The sequence below is a fragment of the Microcoleus sp. MON1_C1 genome (assembly GCF_036701945.1).
Taxonomy (GTDB): domain Bacteria; phylum Cyanobacteriota; class Cyanobacteriia; order Cyanobacteriales; family Microcoleaceae; genus Microcoleus.
Window position 1 is genome coordinate 39947 of the sequence record NZ_JAUBRO010000013.1, and the last position, 16497, is coordinate 56443.

General features: G+C 46.7%; 15 protein-coding genes. 4 read left to right on the top strand and 11 right to left on the bottom strand.

The annotated features are described in order from the left end of the window. Positions 1-81 precede the first annotated feature (81 nt). On the top strand, positions 82-1053 hold the full coding sequence (gene sds, locus QUA62_RS09600; protein WP_333403589.1) for a solanesyl diphosphate synthase: 972 nt from the start codon (positions 82-84) through the stop codon (positions 1051-1053). Positions 1054-1150: 97 nt separating this feature from the next. Here sds and QUA62_RS09605 read toward each other — a convergent pair whose 3' ends face one another. After that, positions 1151-1615 (bottom strand): hypothetical protein, encoded by a 465-nt coding sequence (locus QUA62_RS09605; protein WP_333214466.1) that lies wholly within the window; start codon positions 1613-1615, stop codon positions 1151-1153. A 987-nt stretch (positions 1616-2602) separates the two neighbouring features. Between QUA62_RS09605 and QUA62_RS09610 the strand changes: the two genes are divergently transcribed. The 3 genes from QUA62_RS09610 (at position 2603) to QUA62_RS09620 (ending at position 5065) form a co-directional block, all read left to right on the top strand. Then, on the top strand, positions 2603-2953 hold the full coding sequence (locus QUA62_RS09610; RefSeq protein ID WP_172188736.1) for a hypothetical protein: 351 nt from the start codon (positions 2603-2605) through the stop codon (positions 2951-2953). Positions 2954-3060: 107 nt separating this feature from the next. Continuing rightward, positions 3061-4581, top strand: coding sequence for a stress-responsive protein Ycf46 (ycf46, locus tag QUA62_RS09615; RefSeq protein ID WP_190658409.1), 1521 nt, complete (start codon positions 3061-3063; stop codon positions 4579-4581). A gap of 130 nt (positions 4582-4711) precedes the next feature. After that, entirely contained in the window at positions 4712-5065 is a 354-nt protein-coding gene (locus tag QUA62_RS09620) for a DUF1257 domain-containing protein (protein ID WP_006635781.1), read from the top strand. Positions 5066-5235: 170 nt separating this feature from the next. Here the strand turns inward: QUA62_RS09620 and QUA62_RS09625 are convergent, their stop codons facing one another. The 10 genes from QUA62_RS09625 to QUA62_RS09670 form a co-directional block, all read right to left on the bottom strand. Then, positions 5236-6486, bottom strand: a complete 1251-nt coding sequence (locus QUA62_RS09625) for a glycosyltransferase family 4 protein (RefSeq protein ID WP_333403590.1) — start codon at positions 6484-6486, stop codon at positions 5236-5238. 61 nt (positions 6487-6547) lie between these two features. Further along, positions 6548-7333 carry a glycosyltransferase family 4 protein gene (locus QUA62_RS09630; protein WP_333403675.1) on the bottom strand — a complete coding sequence of 262 codons (786 nt, stop codon included), beginning with the start codon at positions 7331-7333 and terminating at the stop codon, positions 6548-6550. Between the two features lie 499 nt (positions 7334-7832). Next, a complete protein-coding gene (locus QUA62_RS09635; protein ID WP_333403591.1) occupies positions 7833-9128 on the bottom strand; it encodes a glycosyltransferase family 4 protein in 1296 nt (431 codons plus the stop codon). Between the two features lie 46 nt (positions 9129-9174). Beyond that, the gene (locus QUA62_RS09640; protein WP_333403592.1) at positions 9175-10188 is read right to left on the bottom strand and encodes a glycosyltransferase; all 1014 of its coding nucleotides are present in this window, start codon (positions 10186-10188) and stop codon (positions 9175-9177) included. A gap of 99 nt (positions 10189-10287) precedes the next feature. Further along, positions 10288-10737, bottom strand: coding sequence for a serine acetyltransferase (locus QUA62_RS09645; RefSeq protein WP_333403593.1), 450 nt, complete (start codon positions 10735-10737; stop codon positions 10288-10290). Positions 10738-11005: 268 nt separating this feature from the next. Next, entirely contained in the window at positions 11006-12193 is a 1188-nt protein-coding gene (locus QUA62_RS09650) for a glycosyltransferase (protein WP_333403594.1), read from the bottom strand. Positions 12194-12236: 43 nt separating this feature from the next. Further along, positions 12237-12815 (bottom strand): serine acetyltransferase, encoded by a 579-nt coding sequence (locus tag QUA62_RS09655; protein WP_333403595.1) that lies wholly within the window; start codon positions 12813-12815, stop codon positions 12237-12239. A 195-nt stretch (positions 12816-13010) separates the two neighbouring features. Continuing rightward, positions 13011-14021 carry a glycosyltransferase family 2 protein gene (locus QUA62_RS09660; protein ID WP_333403596.1) on the bottom strand — a complete coding sequence of 337 codons (1011 nt, stop codon included), beginning with the start codon at positions 14019-14021 and terminating at the stop codon, positions 13011-13013. Between the two features lie 85 nt (positions 14022-14106). Next, a complete protein-coding gene (locus QUA62_RS09665; protein WP_333403598.1) occupies positions 14107-15387 on the bottom strand; it encodes a glycosyltransferase in 1281 nt (426 codons plus the stop codon). Between the two features lie 136 nt (positions 15388-15523). Then, the gene (locus tag QUA62_RS09670; protein ID WP_333403600.1) at positions 15524-16441 is read right to left on the bottom strand and encodes a histone deacetylase; all 918 of its coding nucleotides are present in this window, start codon (positions 16439-16441) and stop codon (positions 15524-15526) included. Positions 16442-16497: the final 56 nt, after the last annotated feature.

The window sequence follows — 16497 nt, forward strand, 5'->3', positions numbered from 1 at the left end:
TTTTCTATTGCAGAGAATTACCTTAAAATAAAGATATGATTTGTAAAATTTTGTTACTTTACGGCTTGAGTCGGCGTATCCATGATCTCTAGCACTCTCCTATTTTCCTCGGTTGAAGAAGACCTGCGACTGTTGACAGAAAACTTAAAACAGTTAGTGGGTGCCCGTCATCCCATCTTGTACGCGGCTGCAGAATACTTATTCGGCACAAAGGGAAAACGAGTGAGACCCGCAATCGTTCTGTTGATGGCCAAGGCGACTATGCCCGATGGGGAAATCACGGAAAAACACCGCCGGCTCGCTGAAATCACGGAAATGATCCATACAGCTAGTCTCGTGCACGACGACGTGGTGGACGAGTCGGATCTGCGGCGGGGAGTGCCCACGGTTCACAGTCGGTTTAACAACCGAGTGGCAGTATTGGCGGGAGATTTTCTGTTTGCTCAATCTTCCTGGCATTTGGCAAATCTCGACAACCTGCCAGTAGTCAAACTGCTTTCAGAAGTGATTATGGATTTAGCTGAGGGGGAAATTCAACAGGGACTCAATGGATTTGACACCAGCTTGTCGATCGAAGCCTACCTCGAAAAAAGTTATTACAAAACAGCGTCTTTAATTGCCAACAGTTCCAAAGCAGCGGGCTGTTTGAGCGAGGTTTCAGCAGAAATAGCAGACGATTTGTACAACTACGGTCGCAACATTGGTTTGGCATTCCAAATAGTTGATGATATATTAGATTTCACTGCTTCAACGGAAACTTTGGGGAAACCGGCAGGCTCGGATCTCAGAAGCGGTAATCTGACAGCACCCGCACTATTCGCCCTAGAAGAAAAACCTTACTTGGAAGTTCTTATAGAACGCGAATTTGCCCAAGAAGGAGATCTAGAGCAGGCCCTGGCACTGGTAGAAGATTCTAGAGGCATAGAACGATCGCGAGAACTAGCCACAAATCACGCACAAAAAGCCGTCGAATACTTAGCTGCGCTGCCCCATTCAGAGTCCCGTCAAGCTTTGATTGATTTGGCTGAATACGTTTTGAGTAGACTTTATTAGAGGTTAAAAAGTTACACTTTATTGGTAATGGGGAATTGGTAATGGGGAATTCCCAATGCCTAATTCCCTGTTACCAATTAATAGAAAATTGAGTTGTTTAGGCAATATCGGGCGGTGGAGCCGATCGATACTGTTGCAAGTAAACGTTAATTAAACTCTGTACTTGCTCGCGAGGGATTTCCGTCCCGACTTCCTGATTTCCGGGACTTTCAAAAAAAACAATGCTGTCAAGACCTTCCAGAGCTATCATTTGAAATAAAATGTGAGTGACAGGCAAAAGCACCGGTCTGAGGCGATCGCCCCCAGCAGCCGCAGCCTGCGAGGCCTCTTTAATACTCGTCCAAGCATAAATCACCCTCTTCTCCCGTCCCGGTTGCTTGAGATTGCTCAAAACCACGATCGCCCAACTTTGGTCTACCGCTTGCAGGATCGAGTATTCGAGGTGCTGTAGCTGTTGGGCAATTAACACCAGTGCCGGGGCGATCGCCTTTAAGATTTGTGGCGTCGAACCGTCGGGCGGAGCTTTTTCGATCAATGCTTGAATCTGTTGGTCTAAATCCATCAGTCAGTTCTTTGATATCTAAAATTAAAAATTTCAGGTTAGCAGGTCCGCATCCAAGTATATATTACCCAGCACTGCCCTATTAAAGATAAGCTGACACCCATCTAAATTTAATATTTAGCACCCTAGAGTCCTTGTAGCGAGCATTGGGGCAAAAAAATTAAGTGCGTAACAGCTTACACAATGTCATCCAAAAAGTCTAACCATAGGGTGCTGAGCGCTAGCCCTGTCAAGGTGTGTTAAATCTGAGCCCGATAAAAAGCCGAAAACGGCTATTTCACGTTCGGATTTTTCACACTTAAAGCAATAAAAACTGCTTGGGGGAGCTGGGTTTCAAAATCAAAACGCCCAAAGTTAGTAACTTCGTTGTTTACTGAGTCCACCGGTGCTTGCGGCGCACTCTACAAACTCAACCTCGGTGCCGCATAGCATCCTACACCTACAAACTACTACATTTCAAACGTTTGAGGGACTTTTAGCCCAAGCTTTTGAGCCACTTAAGAGCTAGCTGACTATCAGCACCCAGCCCGCTCATGAGTGCAATCTACGTGTTTGCGTCATTGTAGCCGTTGGGTATTGGCAATAGATATTATTTATTACGAGTAGTTTATTTGAGGAAGAAGATTTATCGATCGCCCGCTTTGACATTTCAAGCCTTTGGGGGCATTCTTCACCACTCATGAGCGGGGTGGGTGGTGATGGCGCACCTTACCCCAGATGGCGACTCAAAGAATTTGTTGGCCCTACTCCTCTATATCTATTGTTCCTATTTATAGTTGGTCGATCGTCCTTGACGCTACCCCTACCTGCCGCTGCACCTCGGCCTCATCAGCTACAACCCTAAGCTTTTCGTTTTTAACAGCCCCAGAGTTACCTCAAATGTAACGAAATATTACAACCTGACGCTAAAGCAGCATAGAGGCTTGACAGCAAAGAATTAAGCGGCTAATCTGATATACATACCCGGGTAAGTCAATTCACTGTCATATGCAAGAAAAGCAAAAAGTTACATTGTATCTTCCACCAGAACTGCATCGCCAGCTCAAAATCCGAGCCGCAGTCGAAACTGAACCGATGTCATCAATTGCAGAAAGGGCAATTGTCTTCTACCTAGGAAATCCCGAACTGGTTGACGAAGTAGAAGCCTCCTACGGACAAACCCATCGGGTATACAACTGTCCAGAATGCACGAGTTCAGTAGTAATGCGAGATGGAGAACTGGCATCCGTAACAAGTCAGCCGAGCGTATTGGCTGAACAGGATCTTCCAGTAAAGCAGGTGTCGGGCGTCAGCGCCAGCACGGCCAAACCGGGAGAGGAAGAATTGGTTCCCTGCTAAGAATGCCTTGCTTCCCCAAAAAGCTAAAACTGAAATTTTCAGTAAGAGGGCGAAGGGCAGCATTGAGATTCAGCAAAGATAGCACCGTCTCTAGTGGGTCGAGGACTATGCAAGAAGAGATCAGTATTCTAATCCAAGCTCAATATCCTCTGATCTACCTCGTGACATCCGAGGAAGAGCGGTGTGAGCAAGCAATTTCGACAATAGCTCAAGCAAAACCACAGCGACGAGTATTTATCTGGACTGTAACTCACGGCATTGTGGAGTATGGTCAACCCCGCACCACCACCCAACACAACACCGTCTCGCCAGAGGCAGCAATTGAATGGGTGATCAGGCAGCGAGAACCCAACACTAACGCTAGCATCTACATTTTCAAAGATTTGCATCCTTTTATAGATTCTCCTCCGGTAACGAGGTGGTTGCGCGATGCGATCGCCAACTTCAAAGGAACGCAAAAGACAATTATACTGATGTCTCCTTTGCAGCAAATTCCGATCGAGCTAGAAAAGGAAGTAGTGGTATTAGACTTCGCGTTGCCAGACATGAAGGAACTCAACCAAGTATTGTCTGGTCAGTTGGAGCAAACCAAATCGCGACGCATTACCACAGAAGCGCGAGAAAAACTTTTAAAAGCAGCCTTGGGATTGACCAAAGACGAAGCTGAAAAAGTTTATCGTAAAGCCCAAGTTTCGACTGGGCGCCTCACAGAAGAAGAAGTAGACATAGTTCTTTCGGAGAAAAAGCAATTAATTCGGCGCAACGGCATTCTAGAGTTCATTGAAGAAGACGAAACCCTAGATGCAGTCGGCGGTTTAGAAGAGCTGAAGCGGTGGCTGAGACAGCGTTCCAACGCCTTTACAGAAAGGGCGAGAGAATACGGTCTCCCCCAACCAAAAGGGATGTTAATTCTCGGGGTACCGGGATGCGGAAAATCGCTGATTGCCAAGACCACCTCCCGCCTCTGGGGACTGCCCCTGCTGAGGCTAGATATGGGTAGAGTCTACGACGGCTCGATGGTGGGTCGCTCGGAAGCAAACCTCCGCAATGCCCTCAAAACCGCAGAATCCATCTCTCCAGCGCTCCTCTTCATCGACGAACTAGACAAAGCCTTTGCAGGAGGCACTGGTTCGGCCGACTCAGACGGAGGCACATCCAGCCGGATTTTCGGTTCCTTCCTCACTTGGATGCAAGAAAAGACTTCCCCAGTCTTCGTAATGGCAACAGCCAACCGAATCGAGCGGTTGCCGGGAGAATTCTTGAGGAAAGGCCGATTCGACGAACTCTTCTTTGTTGATCTGCCTACCAAAGAAGAACGCCAAGATATATTTAAGATTCACCTGTCCAAGCGGCGTCGGGAAATTACTCGCTTCGATTTAGAGCAACTTTCCAATGTTTCCGAGGGCTTTTCAGGTGCAGAGATTGAGCAAGCGCTAGTAGCCGCAATGTACGAAGCCTTCGCTCAAGATCGAGAGTTTACGCAGCTAGACATCATCGCGGCCATTAAATCCACAATGCCACTGTCTAAAACAATGACCGAACAGGTCACCGCCCTGCGAGATTGGGCTAGACAGCGTGCACGGCCCGCTGCGTCTTCCGTCGCTGAATACCAGCGAATGGAATTCTAAAAGCTTTCTCCTGGTCCAAACAGGAGCAAAGGCTAGCAACAGCTAGCAGTTCGATTCAAGAGCCGCCCAGCGGCACCGTTAAATCCAGACCGTTGTTGTTTCTCTCTCACTTTTATTAGGAGGAAATCCAATGTCTCACTTTAGCACTCTGCGTACCAAAATCACCGATGCCGAAATCCTGAAAGCTTCACTGCGCGACTTGGGCATTTCAGTCAAGTCAGAAGCCGATGTTCGTGGCTATAACGGTCAGCGCGTTCGCTCCGACATCGTAGCGATTCTCGAAGGCGAATATGACCTAGGTTGGTCTCGCAATAGCGATGGTTCCTTTGACCTGATTGCCGACCTCTGGGGCGTCGCCAAAAAACACAATCAAACTGAGTTAATCAACTCCATTAACCAGAAGTACGCAGTTAACAAGACCTTGGCCGCAGTCAAGCAGCGCGGTTTGCAAAATGCCAACGTTAAGCTGGTAGTGCAAAACTAATTGATCTGCAAGTTTCCAAGCTCGCGGGTTAACCAAACAAACGGGTTAACCCGTTTTTAGATCGCTAGGATGTAGAGGGGGGTCTTTGGACCGCCACATACTTTTTTAGCACCCCCAAGCAGCAGCTTTCAGGTTGAAAGCTGCTGCTTTATGCTTTAATGGTCGGCTACCTAATGCTTCGAGCAATGGTCGATCGTTTGTTGATAAATTTCAAGTATTCGATCGACTTTGCGTTCCCAGTCAAAATGCTGCCGGACCCGCTCCCGTCCAGCGCTACCCATACTCTGCCGCAACTCCGCCGACAGGGCGAGCTTCAGCATCGCATCAGTCAGTCCCTTCACAAAGCCTTCTTTAGAAGCTGGTTCTACTAAAATACCGCAAGTGGAATTTAGATAATCCGCTGGGCCGCCCCAGTTCGTTGCTATCACCGGCAAGCCCACTGCCATTGCTTCCAGAACTACGGCTCCCCCCGGCTCTCGCAAACTCGGGAAAACCATTGCATGAGCTTGTTGCATTTTGAGAGCGCACTCCTGCTGAGACAGCCAGCCACTAAATACAACGCTGCTGTCGATGCCTAAACGAGCTGTTTGAGCTTCGAGTTCCCCTCGGATGTGCCCATCACCGATGATTTCCAAGACTGCATCGGTTTGAGCGGCGACGGGCGCAAAGGCTTCTAGCAGCAAGTCTACAGCTTTCCAGTCGATCAGTCGGCCTAAAAAAATAAAATGAACCTGCCCGGTCGCGGCTCTGGATAAGCTAGAGTCCGCTCGCCACACCGAGAAATCCACGCCGTTTTCCACAAGTTCAATAATTTTACCCTGCACCCCAGATGCAAGTGCCTGCTTCGTGCGATCGTTTGCCACTAACAGCGTCTCGGCTTTGATTTTACCGGGCAAAAGACGATTGAAGAAATCGACGCACTGGTGACCGATCGCGATTAAAAGATCGATGGTCGGGTTTTGGCGCGCTCGAAAGGCCAGAGGAAATTTAACCGACGTGTTCATCGGTCCGATAACTACCGGCACCCCCAATCCGAACATCAACGAAGGAACTGTTGCCGAGACTGGTGTCGGTTCGTGTACAATATCAATCTGGTGTTCGCTCACGAGCCGGCGGACAATACGACGCTGTAGCACTTGGGTGTACAGGTGACTGAGCAGCCCAAAAGTAAATTCATTCACTCTTGCAGGAATAAATCGCCCGCAATTGTGAAGCAGCCGGTGCAGCCAAGTGTCGGGTACAAAGTGCATTCGATCGCGGTCTTCTGGAAACAGCCCTGTGAGTTCTGCTTGGGTGCGCGCGTGCACCACTAACCATGTCTCTATTTGGCGCGATCGAAGTATCCTGAAGTAGTTGACCGGCAGCAATGACTCGCCGCCGAATTTAGTTGAGGCGTTCTGAGCAACAATTAAAAGTCGCATAACTTGTTTTGGGTTCCCGTGGATTGATGCACTCTGAGATGAAATTTATTCTTTGGAATAACTAAGACGGGTTAGTTATTCCAAGTTTTTCCAAGCACTGAGCTAAAGTTTCTGCACTGCGGCCGTGGCTAAATTTGGCGATGATTTTTTTCCGAGCTTCCTGACTGAGGGTCAAAGCAAGTTCTGGATTTTGGAGTATATTGGCGATCGCGTCTGCTAATTGCTCGGGGGCTTCAGGTTCTACAAGTAACCCATCAATGCCGTCATCTATAAGCTCCTTTACTCCTCCTGACCCTGTAACTACTACAGGCATCTCCATTGCCATCGCTTCCATGATCGCGACACCTAGAGGTTCGTGCCAACTGGCAAGGGCAAATACCTGTGCTTTTTCTAGGGACTCATTGACGGTATTTTCAGACACCGCACCGAGAAGGCTAACACAACTTTTCAAGCCAAGCTGTTCGATCAGCTTTTCTAACTCCAGGCGGTAGCCACTGCCACCCTGTTCGTCTTCTCCAGCAATTTGCAGCTCAACATTAAATCCTCGTTTTCTGAGTATATCTATCGCAGCAATCAAATCCGCATGACCTTTACATCTGTTGAGATGTCCGCAACTAAAAATGTGGCAAGCATCACTTCCATTCCATGCGGAATATGGTGTTTTTCTCTGGAAACGGGAGAGGTCAACCCCCATAGGAGCTATTTCAACCTTTTGAGGAAGATGACCCGCAAGGCATTTGTTCACTTCGTCATAAAGCTTTTTAGTAACGACTATTGCAAAAGCAGAAAAGTGCCATTTCTGTTCTTGGTTAGGGCCGTAGTCAGTTAGGGGGCCGTGCAGCGTCAGGCTATACGATACTTTTGAGAGTAATTAGGCGAACATCGCTATACTGGCGGCATTGGCACAGGAATGAACGTGGATGTGCGACCAACCTTTTGTTCTTGCTAACCCTGCTAGTTTGCCAGCAACAAAAACCAATGCCAATAGCCGAACCTTTTGAGATAAGGATGTGTCACTCGCTTTGGCAATAACTGCGAGGCACTGCCACCATGCAGCGGGACCAGCTTTGAGAACCTCTAGGAATGAGTTAATAAAATCTTTCGCAGCAAAGGGAAATAGATAAACAGTATTTTTTTGAGCTTCTTCTGCCCATACGTGAGAAGCGATCGCTCTGGGGGGCGGTTGAGTGGATACTAAATCTGTTTCAATTCCCAGTTCTGCAATAAATTGTCGCTACCGCTAGAAAAAAATGTGTGTTTGTCCTGGAAATTGTGGAATAAAGTATCCAATTTTTGCCTTCATTTCGTACCTGCTTTCTAATTTTTAACTCAACAATATCGCTCTACTATGTCGATGCACTAACACTTTTCTCACCGAGCATTTTTTCGTAAATCTCGACGATTTTTAGGGCTTTGTTTTCCCATGCAAATTCTCTGGCTTTTTCGATCGCCTTAGCTGACATACTTTCCCGCAGCCGATCATCTTCGACTAACAGCTTAATTTTACTTGTCAACTCCTGGGTGAGATACTCTCTAGAAATCGGATCGATCTTAAAACCCGTTTCTTCATTCACGTATTCACCAATACCGCCGTTATTAGCCACTATGCAGGGGAGTCCGCAAGCCATAGCTTCCATTACCACTGCGCCACCAAACTCTCGGATCGAAGGGAAACAAAAAATATCTGCTTTCCTGTAATAATCCACAGTTTCTGATTGATTTACCCATCCTGCAAAGCGGACTATTTCGCCTAAATTAAGCTCCTTCACTCGGTTTTCCAAGTTATTTCTTTCCGAGCCATCTCCTACGATTGTTAAGCGTATTTTACTTTGAATTGCCAGGGCTAATTTCCCAATAGACTCTATGACAACATCGGCGCATTTGTAAGGCACTAATCTGCCCACAAAAAGCAAATTGATATGGTTGACATCTTTCTTGGGGATATTTGTCTGACTTAAAAATTCCTCGGAAATGCCATTTTCGTAGAACAAATCAATTCTTTTGTCAGGGATTGCAAACAAATCCTTTAGCATATTTAAAGTATAGGTGGAACCTGCTAGGATTTTGTCGGCTTTTTTGTAAGTTTCTACATAGCCTGGAATTAATGCTCGACCAATTGCTCTCAAAAAGTTGAATTGAGCAAATTCTTGTCTGGCCGTTTCTTGAAAGCCTGGTGGAAAGGGAATGCCCCCATTCACAGGCCCTAGAATAAAAGGAGTCTGCTGACACACACTGACTACCTTAAACGGATATCGCGGCATCATCGGGGTAATTGCATGAACTATGTCATAATCTCCCTTGAGGATTTTTCCTTTAAATTTTTGATAGACTTGCTGATTAAATTCTTCATAAATTGGGTAGCTCAAGGCATTATAAAGAGGCCAATTTACTCGTCCATTGGCGGTAATTTTGGCGACTATTTTATAATATTCTTTGCTTAAGTTTCCTTCTTCAAGATAGAAAATTTTTTCGTATTCCGGGTGTTTTTCTAGAGCGGGTTTATTTCTAATATGGGTAACGAGGGTTGCATCAACTAAGTTGTTAATTTTTTGAAAAAAATTGTATCCGACCAAAGGTACAGATGCCCAGTCAGGATTGCACTGCTCTACAATTAGTAAAACTTTTAATTTTTTATTACTCATTTGTTGGCTACTCAGGGGTGGACTTTCTGGGACGTTAGCTGTAATTCTAGCTGGCTGAATTAATAGAGTTGGTTGTTTTGTATTCGATTAGCTTGCTCTGCTGCCCCAGCAATCGGCGCTGGTGAAACTGGATTTGACCTTGTAGCTGGGGAAATTTGGCTAATACACATGAAAAAGCGTAGATGGCTGCCTCTTTAGTTCTGAGCTCCCGATGCTTTATATAATAGTTATAGGTGCGATAGGTTGCTAAGGGGTAGCCACTCAATAGTAACAAGCTCCAGCCTTTTGTCGGCCATGTCATTGCCAAGGCTAGGGCTGGCAAGGCTAAGCCCCAAAACCAGGTGCTGCGGGTTTCTTTGACCCAATGGCGCTCTGGTTGGCTTCCGTGCATCCAGGAACCTTCGGCATAGGCGTGACCAGCTCTTTGAGCCCGCTTCCACCACTGAGCGAAACTGGTCATTTGCGCGTCGTGCAGGGTCATTTCTGCGTCTAAGCGAAGAATTATCCAACCTTTTTGGCGGAGTCGCAAGCAAAGTTCGGGTTCTTCGCCGGCTATTAGTGCAGGATTGAAACCCTCGACTTGCTGAAATGCGGTGGCGCGCATCATGGAGTCGCCACCGCAGGCTTTGGTTTCGCCGATGGGGGTATCCCACTCGATGTCGCACAATTGGTTGTAGATGCTTGCTTCGGGGTATCGTTCGCGCCTGCGCCCGCATACTGCTGCGACGTCTGGTTTGGCTGCGAGTTCGCTGTAGGCCCGATCAATCCATCCATCAACTACTTCGCAGTCACCGTCCACAAATTGGACAAATTCGATGTCTGGCGTTAGTTCCAGCAAGCGGGCAAAGCCTTCGTTTCTGGCGCGTGCTGCGGTAAACGGTATAGATAAGTCTAGTTCTACTGTATCGGCTCCGATCGATCGGGCTAACTCTAGGCTACCGTCTGTTGAGCCGGAATCGACATAGACGACGCGGGCAACTTTATTGGTGGCCGAGACTAGGCATTGGCGGAGGCGCTGCCCTTCATTTCGTCCGATCGCTACTAATCCAATTTGTTTCAAGTTTTACCTCTTAAATTCGACTACTGAGTAGTTCGTTTTATATTTTAATAAAAGTCCAGCTAATTTCATAATTTTTCTGCGACTTCTAGAAATTATTTTTCATACTTCCTGGGTTTTTTTTTCGATGATTTTTGCGGGAATTCCCACTGCAGTTGCACCTGGTGGCACGTCACAAATCACCACAGCATTAGCACCAATCAAAGCCTGAGCGCCGATTTTCACATCAGCAACAATTGTCACCTGTTGAAGAATCAGACAGTTAGGGCCAATGGAAGCACTGGGATGAATGACAATGCCATTAGGATGAGGCAGCAGTAGTCCTCCTTGTAGTTGGCAGTTTAAAGGGATGTCTGTTGCCGTTACAAGGCTCCAAAATCGATGCTGGATAACGTTCCAACGGCATAAAATATATCCTGCAATTCCACCCTGCTTCTGCCACTTTTGATAGTGGCGGATAGATTTGAGCAGTTGGCGACTGGGTTCCCACCACTTGCTAGATTTTTCGCGGCTCCAGTCTGCTTCTGTAGCAGAAATGATTGACTCAACCATTGTTTGTGCAGTGTTTTAATGATGTAGACTATTGTGCTTATTTGTGAAGTTTACCTTGAGAGGAATCTCTAACTTGAGTAGGGAGAGTGCTTGAATCTCCGCAGAGTTAGGGTTGACTTTTTAATCAATCTACCTAGGCTTATTTGTTAAAATTTGGTTGTGCCAAAGCCATCGATCGCGCCTCCATTGAAGCTGATGTATCACTGTATAGTGTGACACCCGCAACTGTACGAGCTGTGGTTCGATTTTGAGGCACTGTAAGTTGCTTTTATGCCGATCTAGAGTTGTAGAGTCCTGACGAAAGAGCGTGTTCTAACAACCACTGCCGATTTTCTTCGCTACCGTCGATCCAACGTTCAATCATCAATGCCCATTTCACCGGAATTTGTAACCTTTTCCAGGCATCAGCTGCCACCAATGAGATACTTTCATAAAGAGCCGAGTCTGACAGCAATTTTTCAATCTGTGCCGCTAAATCTCTAGAGTCGCTAGCCGAAAATATCATCGCATTCTCTTGATGTTTTAAGTTGTTCTGAAACATTGGGTGATCTGAGGCAATAATAGGAGTTCGAGAACACAGAGCTTCATAAATTGTCATTGGGACTCCTTCTGCATATGCATGGCGACTGGGAATGACAACTAGGTCAGCTTCTCTCATCAGATGTACTACACGATTGTTTTCCAACAGTCCCAGGAACTGTACCCGGTCTTCTACTTGCAATTGTTTGGCTTGTTTGGTAAACTTTTCGATTTCGCCTCCACCTGCTATCTTTAAATTCATTGATAAATTCTTGGCTTTTAACTTGGCTACGGCTTCTATAACATCGCCAACGCCTTTAGATTCTGTAATGCTGCCGATGTAAACTAGATCCCAAGTGCTTTTACCAACTGGCAGTGTTTTCTGTGTGAACAAATCTGGGGTAACAGTAGAAGGCCAATCCCAAGGAATTATTTTACTCGATTTTACACCTATTTTTTTAAGAGATAGGCATGAATTAATACCGTGATTTCCTATCCATTCAATGTGATTGTTATTTAATACGCTAGCTAGCCAATAAGTTTTAATTTTGTTGCGCCAACCTTCGGTTGAAAAAGAGTCTGCTAACGTGGCTATTGTTTTAACTTTTTGTCGGATTGCCCATTGAAGAATTTCTCTAATCGGGGTTCGCAAAACTAAATGAGTAGGCTTTTGTTCTGCTATCAAGCGAAGTAAGTTTTTTATCTGAATTTTACCTTGAAATCCGGTACCGATTGCTCGTACTCCATTTGCTAAAACTCGATTGTAAGGTGCGGCTGTTAAGCAACAAATAACTGTAACTTCCTCCATCAGCTTGCCAATTTCAGCAACTGCGTCAACCGAATATTTTTGAGCAGAGTATGTTTCTCCTTGACCTTCAGCAAAGCGTTCAAATGATTCGCGGTAATCGCCGGCATACTGGACTATTAATAAACGCATTTTACTAGCCTTCCGTTGTCAACTGACTTGATTGATTTTAGCATTAACTGTCGGAATTTTTAGTAGATTGAAGAATCTTGGCTGGGATGCCCACTGCTGTTTTGCCTGCGGGAACATCTGACAAGACGACTGCATTGGCACCGATATTTACATCGTCTCCCAAGTTTACCTTGCCGAGAATTTTTGCACCAGCGCCGACGTTAACCCGATCGCCCAATTGAGGGGATTCTAGCGGTTTGTCCAAATAGCGGTTTCCCAACGTTACACCTTGGCGGATAATGCAATCGTCGCCGATTTTACAATATCCGTGAATAATAATAGCGTTTTGATGTTCAATCACCACGCGCCGCCCGAGCTTCACAGTGTAAGGCAAGTCTATCCCGTAACTATTGCGGACTTTTCGGTAGAGTGAGCGATAAATAATGCTCAAAGGCGCTCGAAGTAATTTCGGTTCTATTTGCATTCTCCAGACCCCAAAACGCTGCACTGCTACAGCGCGAAATCCCGGTTTTGTCCAATCTCGACCATGAGCAATCCAGTCTTCTTTAATTTGCTGCCACAGTCCCAGGCCGGGGCCTTCTACTTGATTTTCACTCGTGATTAAGTTTTGCTCAGTTACCATAAGCTCTAATTCACACTATTTCTTGTTTACTCTATTGCTAGATGCCGACGATATTAATTGGTTTCTCAGGTTTTTGAGGAAGGAGCAATCTGCTTTTATCGATCGAGAATACTAATTTCTCGGCTGCATCATAAAATATTTTGCTTGCCTAGGTTAACCTGGTTTAGTTGGCTTTGACCGATTTACCAACTCCCTTTAAAAGTTTTTGGATTTTTCAATCTTACCCCCCTTAAAAAATACACTATTTAATACAAAATCCCTCAGTAATTGTGGTGGATCGCCATCGGGTTTGCCTTGAAGTACGCGGCGCACCCTCCAGGCTGCAAAACCCGAAGCCCAGGATACATCAGTTAATGCTGTGTAAACCAAGCCGTAGTTTTTGATAAAGTACCTACGCCGGGAATCAAACCAATAGGTAGGCAGCCGCTTGGCGGGCTTTTTGGTGTCAGTGACGCCTGAGCTTTGGCCGACTAAGTGGACAACGCGACTTTCGGGTACGTACCAGCAACTCCAGCCAGCTTTGTTCGCTTGCAGGCAAAAGTCCATTTCTTCGCAGTACATGAAATAAGCTTCATCCATCAAGCCAATCTTTTCAAATACTTCGCGACGGACGATCATGCTGGCTCCAGCTACCCAATCAGTTTGACAGGTTTCTTGGGAAATGGGAGGCGCTGCGGCCCAGTTGGCTAATAACTTGGATATAAAGCCTGTGCGCCAACCAAAATCGAGTTCGGTCAAGAGGTTGTGAAACCGAAAAGCTGACTCCTGGGGAGTGCCGTCGGGGTCTTCCAAGCGGCTGCCGGCGATGCCGGCTTCGGGGTGGGAGTCCATGAAATCGACGAGGGCTTTTAAGGCACCGGGGCGAACTATGGTGTCTGGGTTGAGCAGCAGGAAGTAAGGGGGGGGATTGGTGGATTGGAGGGCGGGACGGATCAGGGCGTTGTTGCCGAAGGCAAATCCGCCGTTGCGGTCTAGGGGAACGAAGGATGCCCATTCGCTCCAGCCTTCTGAGGCGATCGCACTACTAATTTCTTCGACGGAGCGATCGCCTGAAGCATTGTCGCCAACTGCGACCCGCATACCGGGCAGCGATTGCACTTCGCTAACTAGAGAGCGCAAGCAGTCAATTGTCAAACTAGAGGTTCGGTAGTTAACAATGACAACCAGCAGTGGATAGGGGTGATTGGACTCGCTGGCCTTCGACATAAGTACCGTTGTTTGTTTAACAACTTTTTAGCTCAAGTTGTACCCATCTGGCAAGCTGGAGCGATCGCCCTCCTGCAGGTATCGCCTACTTTTTTGATTCCTCCAACATAGTTAACAAAAGCTGCCACCGCTGCCGATGCATTTCTTCGTGAGTCAGGCTGTGAGCCTTGTTCAGAGCTGCCATGCCCATATTTTGAAGTAGGTTCAAGTTTTCTCCCGAGTGTTTGAGCAAGTTTGCTAAAGCAACGGGGTCATTGCAATTACCGATCAAGCCTGTGATGCCGTTTTCGATGCAGTCGCGGAGTCCGGCTGTGTTGTTTGCCAGTACAGGTACGGCCTGGGAATAAGCATCGTATACTATTCTGGGCTGTTCGTCTGAGGTGCTGGGAACCACAACAGCATGATATTGTTGCAGCCTGCTGAAGAATTCTCTGCCGTAAGGAATAGTTCCCAAAAGTTCGATCTGTACCGATTTTTGCATCGCCTTGCTGGCTGCTTGGCAGTTGCTTAACAGTTCGCCTTCACCTAGTATGTCCAGCTTGACGGCAATGTTTTCCTCGTCCAAGATTTTGATTGCTTCTAGGAGAACTAACAGGCCTTTCTCTGGAATCAATCTGCCCGCAAATATAATTTTTAGTTGTTTGGGCGAGGCAGACAGTTTTTCGTGCCATATTTTTTTGGCGTCGGCTTCCGAAATAATTAATGCTTCATCTATCCACGAAGCATTAATTATGTGACTTTCTTTGTGTCGTTTTGTTAATAAACTCTGCTGGTATTCTGCCTGTGTAAAGATGGTCAAGTCGGCGCTGTTGATGCACCAGCGATTCAATGTTTCGGATATGTAAGCTAGAATTTTGGCTTTAATGCTGGCAGGGATGCCCGGTGGCAGCCGCCACGGTGCGGACTCGACTACGATCAGGTATGGTTTCCGCTGTATCAGGACTATTGGCGTCACTAACCATGCCATCGGAATCGGCCAGCCTGCTACGGCGCTGTGTACGATATCTGCAGAGGCGATCGCGCCCCAAAGTTGGGCAACCGTCGCCGGCAGCAGCAATATTGCTTGGGCGTAGGTATTTGGCGAGGGAAGGTCAATAAATTTAGCATCAGCAAAGGATGTTTCCGAATCCACCTGTATGGTATTTTCTGGGGGGGTTTCTAGCGCGCGCGGCGATGCTAGCGTGAAGTTTTTCAAATACTTGAAGTGTTCGATTAAGTCTTTTGCCCACAGGGGATCGAGATACCTGCTGCCTTTGGAGTCGCAGGAGGATGGGATGTTGAGGACGAGCAGGTAGCGCTTGTCGATCGGCATCAAAGTCGGTTCTTTGATCCCATCTTCTCTGCTACTTAACGACTTGGATTCCATAAAATACACTGCGATTGAATGCGAGCTATCTATTTAAATGCTACTTTAGCCTGTTTGTGGTATTAATTGACACCCTAAACACGCAATCATATCGCAAAACAATACTGAAGTCAATTTTAAATCTCGCCGATCTGGATCAAAGTCGATACTGCCTGTAGGCTTGACTGGCGGCTCGGTGCAGCAGCGAATGCCGGTAAACTAACCCCTTAGCGTCATCCGAATAGCCCCCGCCAATCACGCAGGCAACGGGATAGCCGCCAGCCAAACACGCCATCAAAACTTGCATTTCCCGGCGAAATAAACCCGTATCAGTTAAAGCTAATTTTCCCAGTTTGTCACCGTGATGAGGGTCTACTCCAGCATCGTACAAAACTAAATCTGGCTTGACATTTGAAAGCAAATCAGGTAAGAATTTATCCAATGTTTGTAAATATTCGTCGTCCTCCATACCCACAGGCAAAGGTACATCTAAATCGCCCTTTTGTTTAGTGCCGGGAAAATTTACTTCGCAGTGCATTGAGAAAGTAAAAACGCTGCTGTCATCTTGGAATATTACGGCGGTTCCGTCTCCTTGGTGGACATCTAAATCGACAATTAAAACTTTGCGAACTAAACCATTTTTTTGTAAGACGCGAGAGGCGATCGCCAAATCATTAAAAATACAAAAACCAGACCCAAAAGTAGGGAAGGCGTGATGAGTTCCGCCCGCAGTATTGCAAGCCAAACCGTAGTCTAAAGCGAGCTTGGCAGTTAGTACCGTTCCTGCAACCGCAGTGCAAGTGCGATTAACAAGGGCGCGACTCCAAGGCAGACCAATTCGCCGAGTCGCTTTGTTATCGAGCGTCCCGTTGCAGTAAGCTTGAACATAGGAGTGGTCGTGGACTAATTCAATCCATTCTTGAGGGGGAAGTTCGGGAGCGTGAAATTGCGATTTATCTGCTACCCCCTCCGCGAGCAGCATCTGGTAAAGCATCCGAAACTTTGCCATCGGGAAGCGGTGATCCGGTGGCAGAGGTGCAACGTAATCTTCGTGGTAAATAATTGGTAAGTCCATTAAAATTATTGTATAACGAATGAATCTCCAATTGAAAGCCTGCAATCTCAAATTTA

Bases quoted from the DNA above. Each gene is read 5' to 3' on its own strand.
- QUA62_RS09665 (WP_333403598.1), bottom strand. From the start codon at position 15,387: ATGGAATCCAAGTCGTTAAGTAGCAGAGAAGATGGGATCAAAGAACCG.
- QUA62_RS09645 (WP_333403593.1), bottom strand. From the start codon at position 10,737: ATGGTTGAGTCAATCATTTCTGCTACAGAAGCAGACTGGAGCCGCGAA.
- QUA62_RS09620 (WP_006635781.1), top strand. From the start codon at position 4,712: ATGTCTCACTTTAGCACTCTGCGTACCAAAATCACCGATGCCGAAATC.
- QUA62_RS09660 (WP_333403596.1), bottom strand. From the start codon at position 14,021: ATGTCGAAGGCCAGCGAGTCCAATCACCCCTATCCACTGCTGGTTGTC.
- QUA62_RS09605 (WP_333214466.1), bottom strand. From the start codon at position 1,615: ATGGATTTAGACCAACAGATTCAAGCATTGATCGAAAAAGCTCCGCCC.
- sds (WP_333403589.1), top strand. From the start codon at position 82: ATGATCTCTAGCACTCTCCTATTTTCCTCGGTTGAAGAAGACCTGCGA.
- QUA62_RS09650 (WP_333403594.1), bottom strand. From the start codon at position 12,193: ATGCGTTTATTAATAGTCCAGTATGCCGGCGATTACCGCGAATCATTT.
- QUA62_RS09610 (WP_172188736.1), top strand. From the start codon at position 2,603: ATGCAAGAAAAGCAAAAAGTTACATTGTATCTTCCACCAGAACTGCAT.
- QUA62_RS09655 (WP_333403595.1), bottom strand. From the start codon at position 12,815: ATGGTAACTGAGCAAAACTTAATCACGAGTGAAAATCAAGTAGAAGGC.
- QUA62_RS09635 (WP_333403591.1), bottom strand. From the start codon at position 9,128: ATGAGTAATAAAAAATTAAAAGTTTTACTAATTGTAGAGCAGTGCAAT.
- ycf46 (WP_190658409.1), top strand. From the start codon at position 3,061: ATGCAAGAAGAGATCAGTATTCTAATCCAAGCTCAATATCCTCTGATC.
- QUA62_RS09670 (WP_333403600.1), bottom strand. From the start codon at position 16,441: ATGGACTTACCAATTATTTACCACGAAGATTACGTTGCACCTCTGCCA.
- QUA62_RS09625 (WP_333403590.1), bottom strand. From the start codon at position 6,486: ATGCGACTTTTAATTGTTGCTCAGAACGCCTCAACTAAATTCGGCGGC.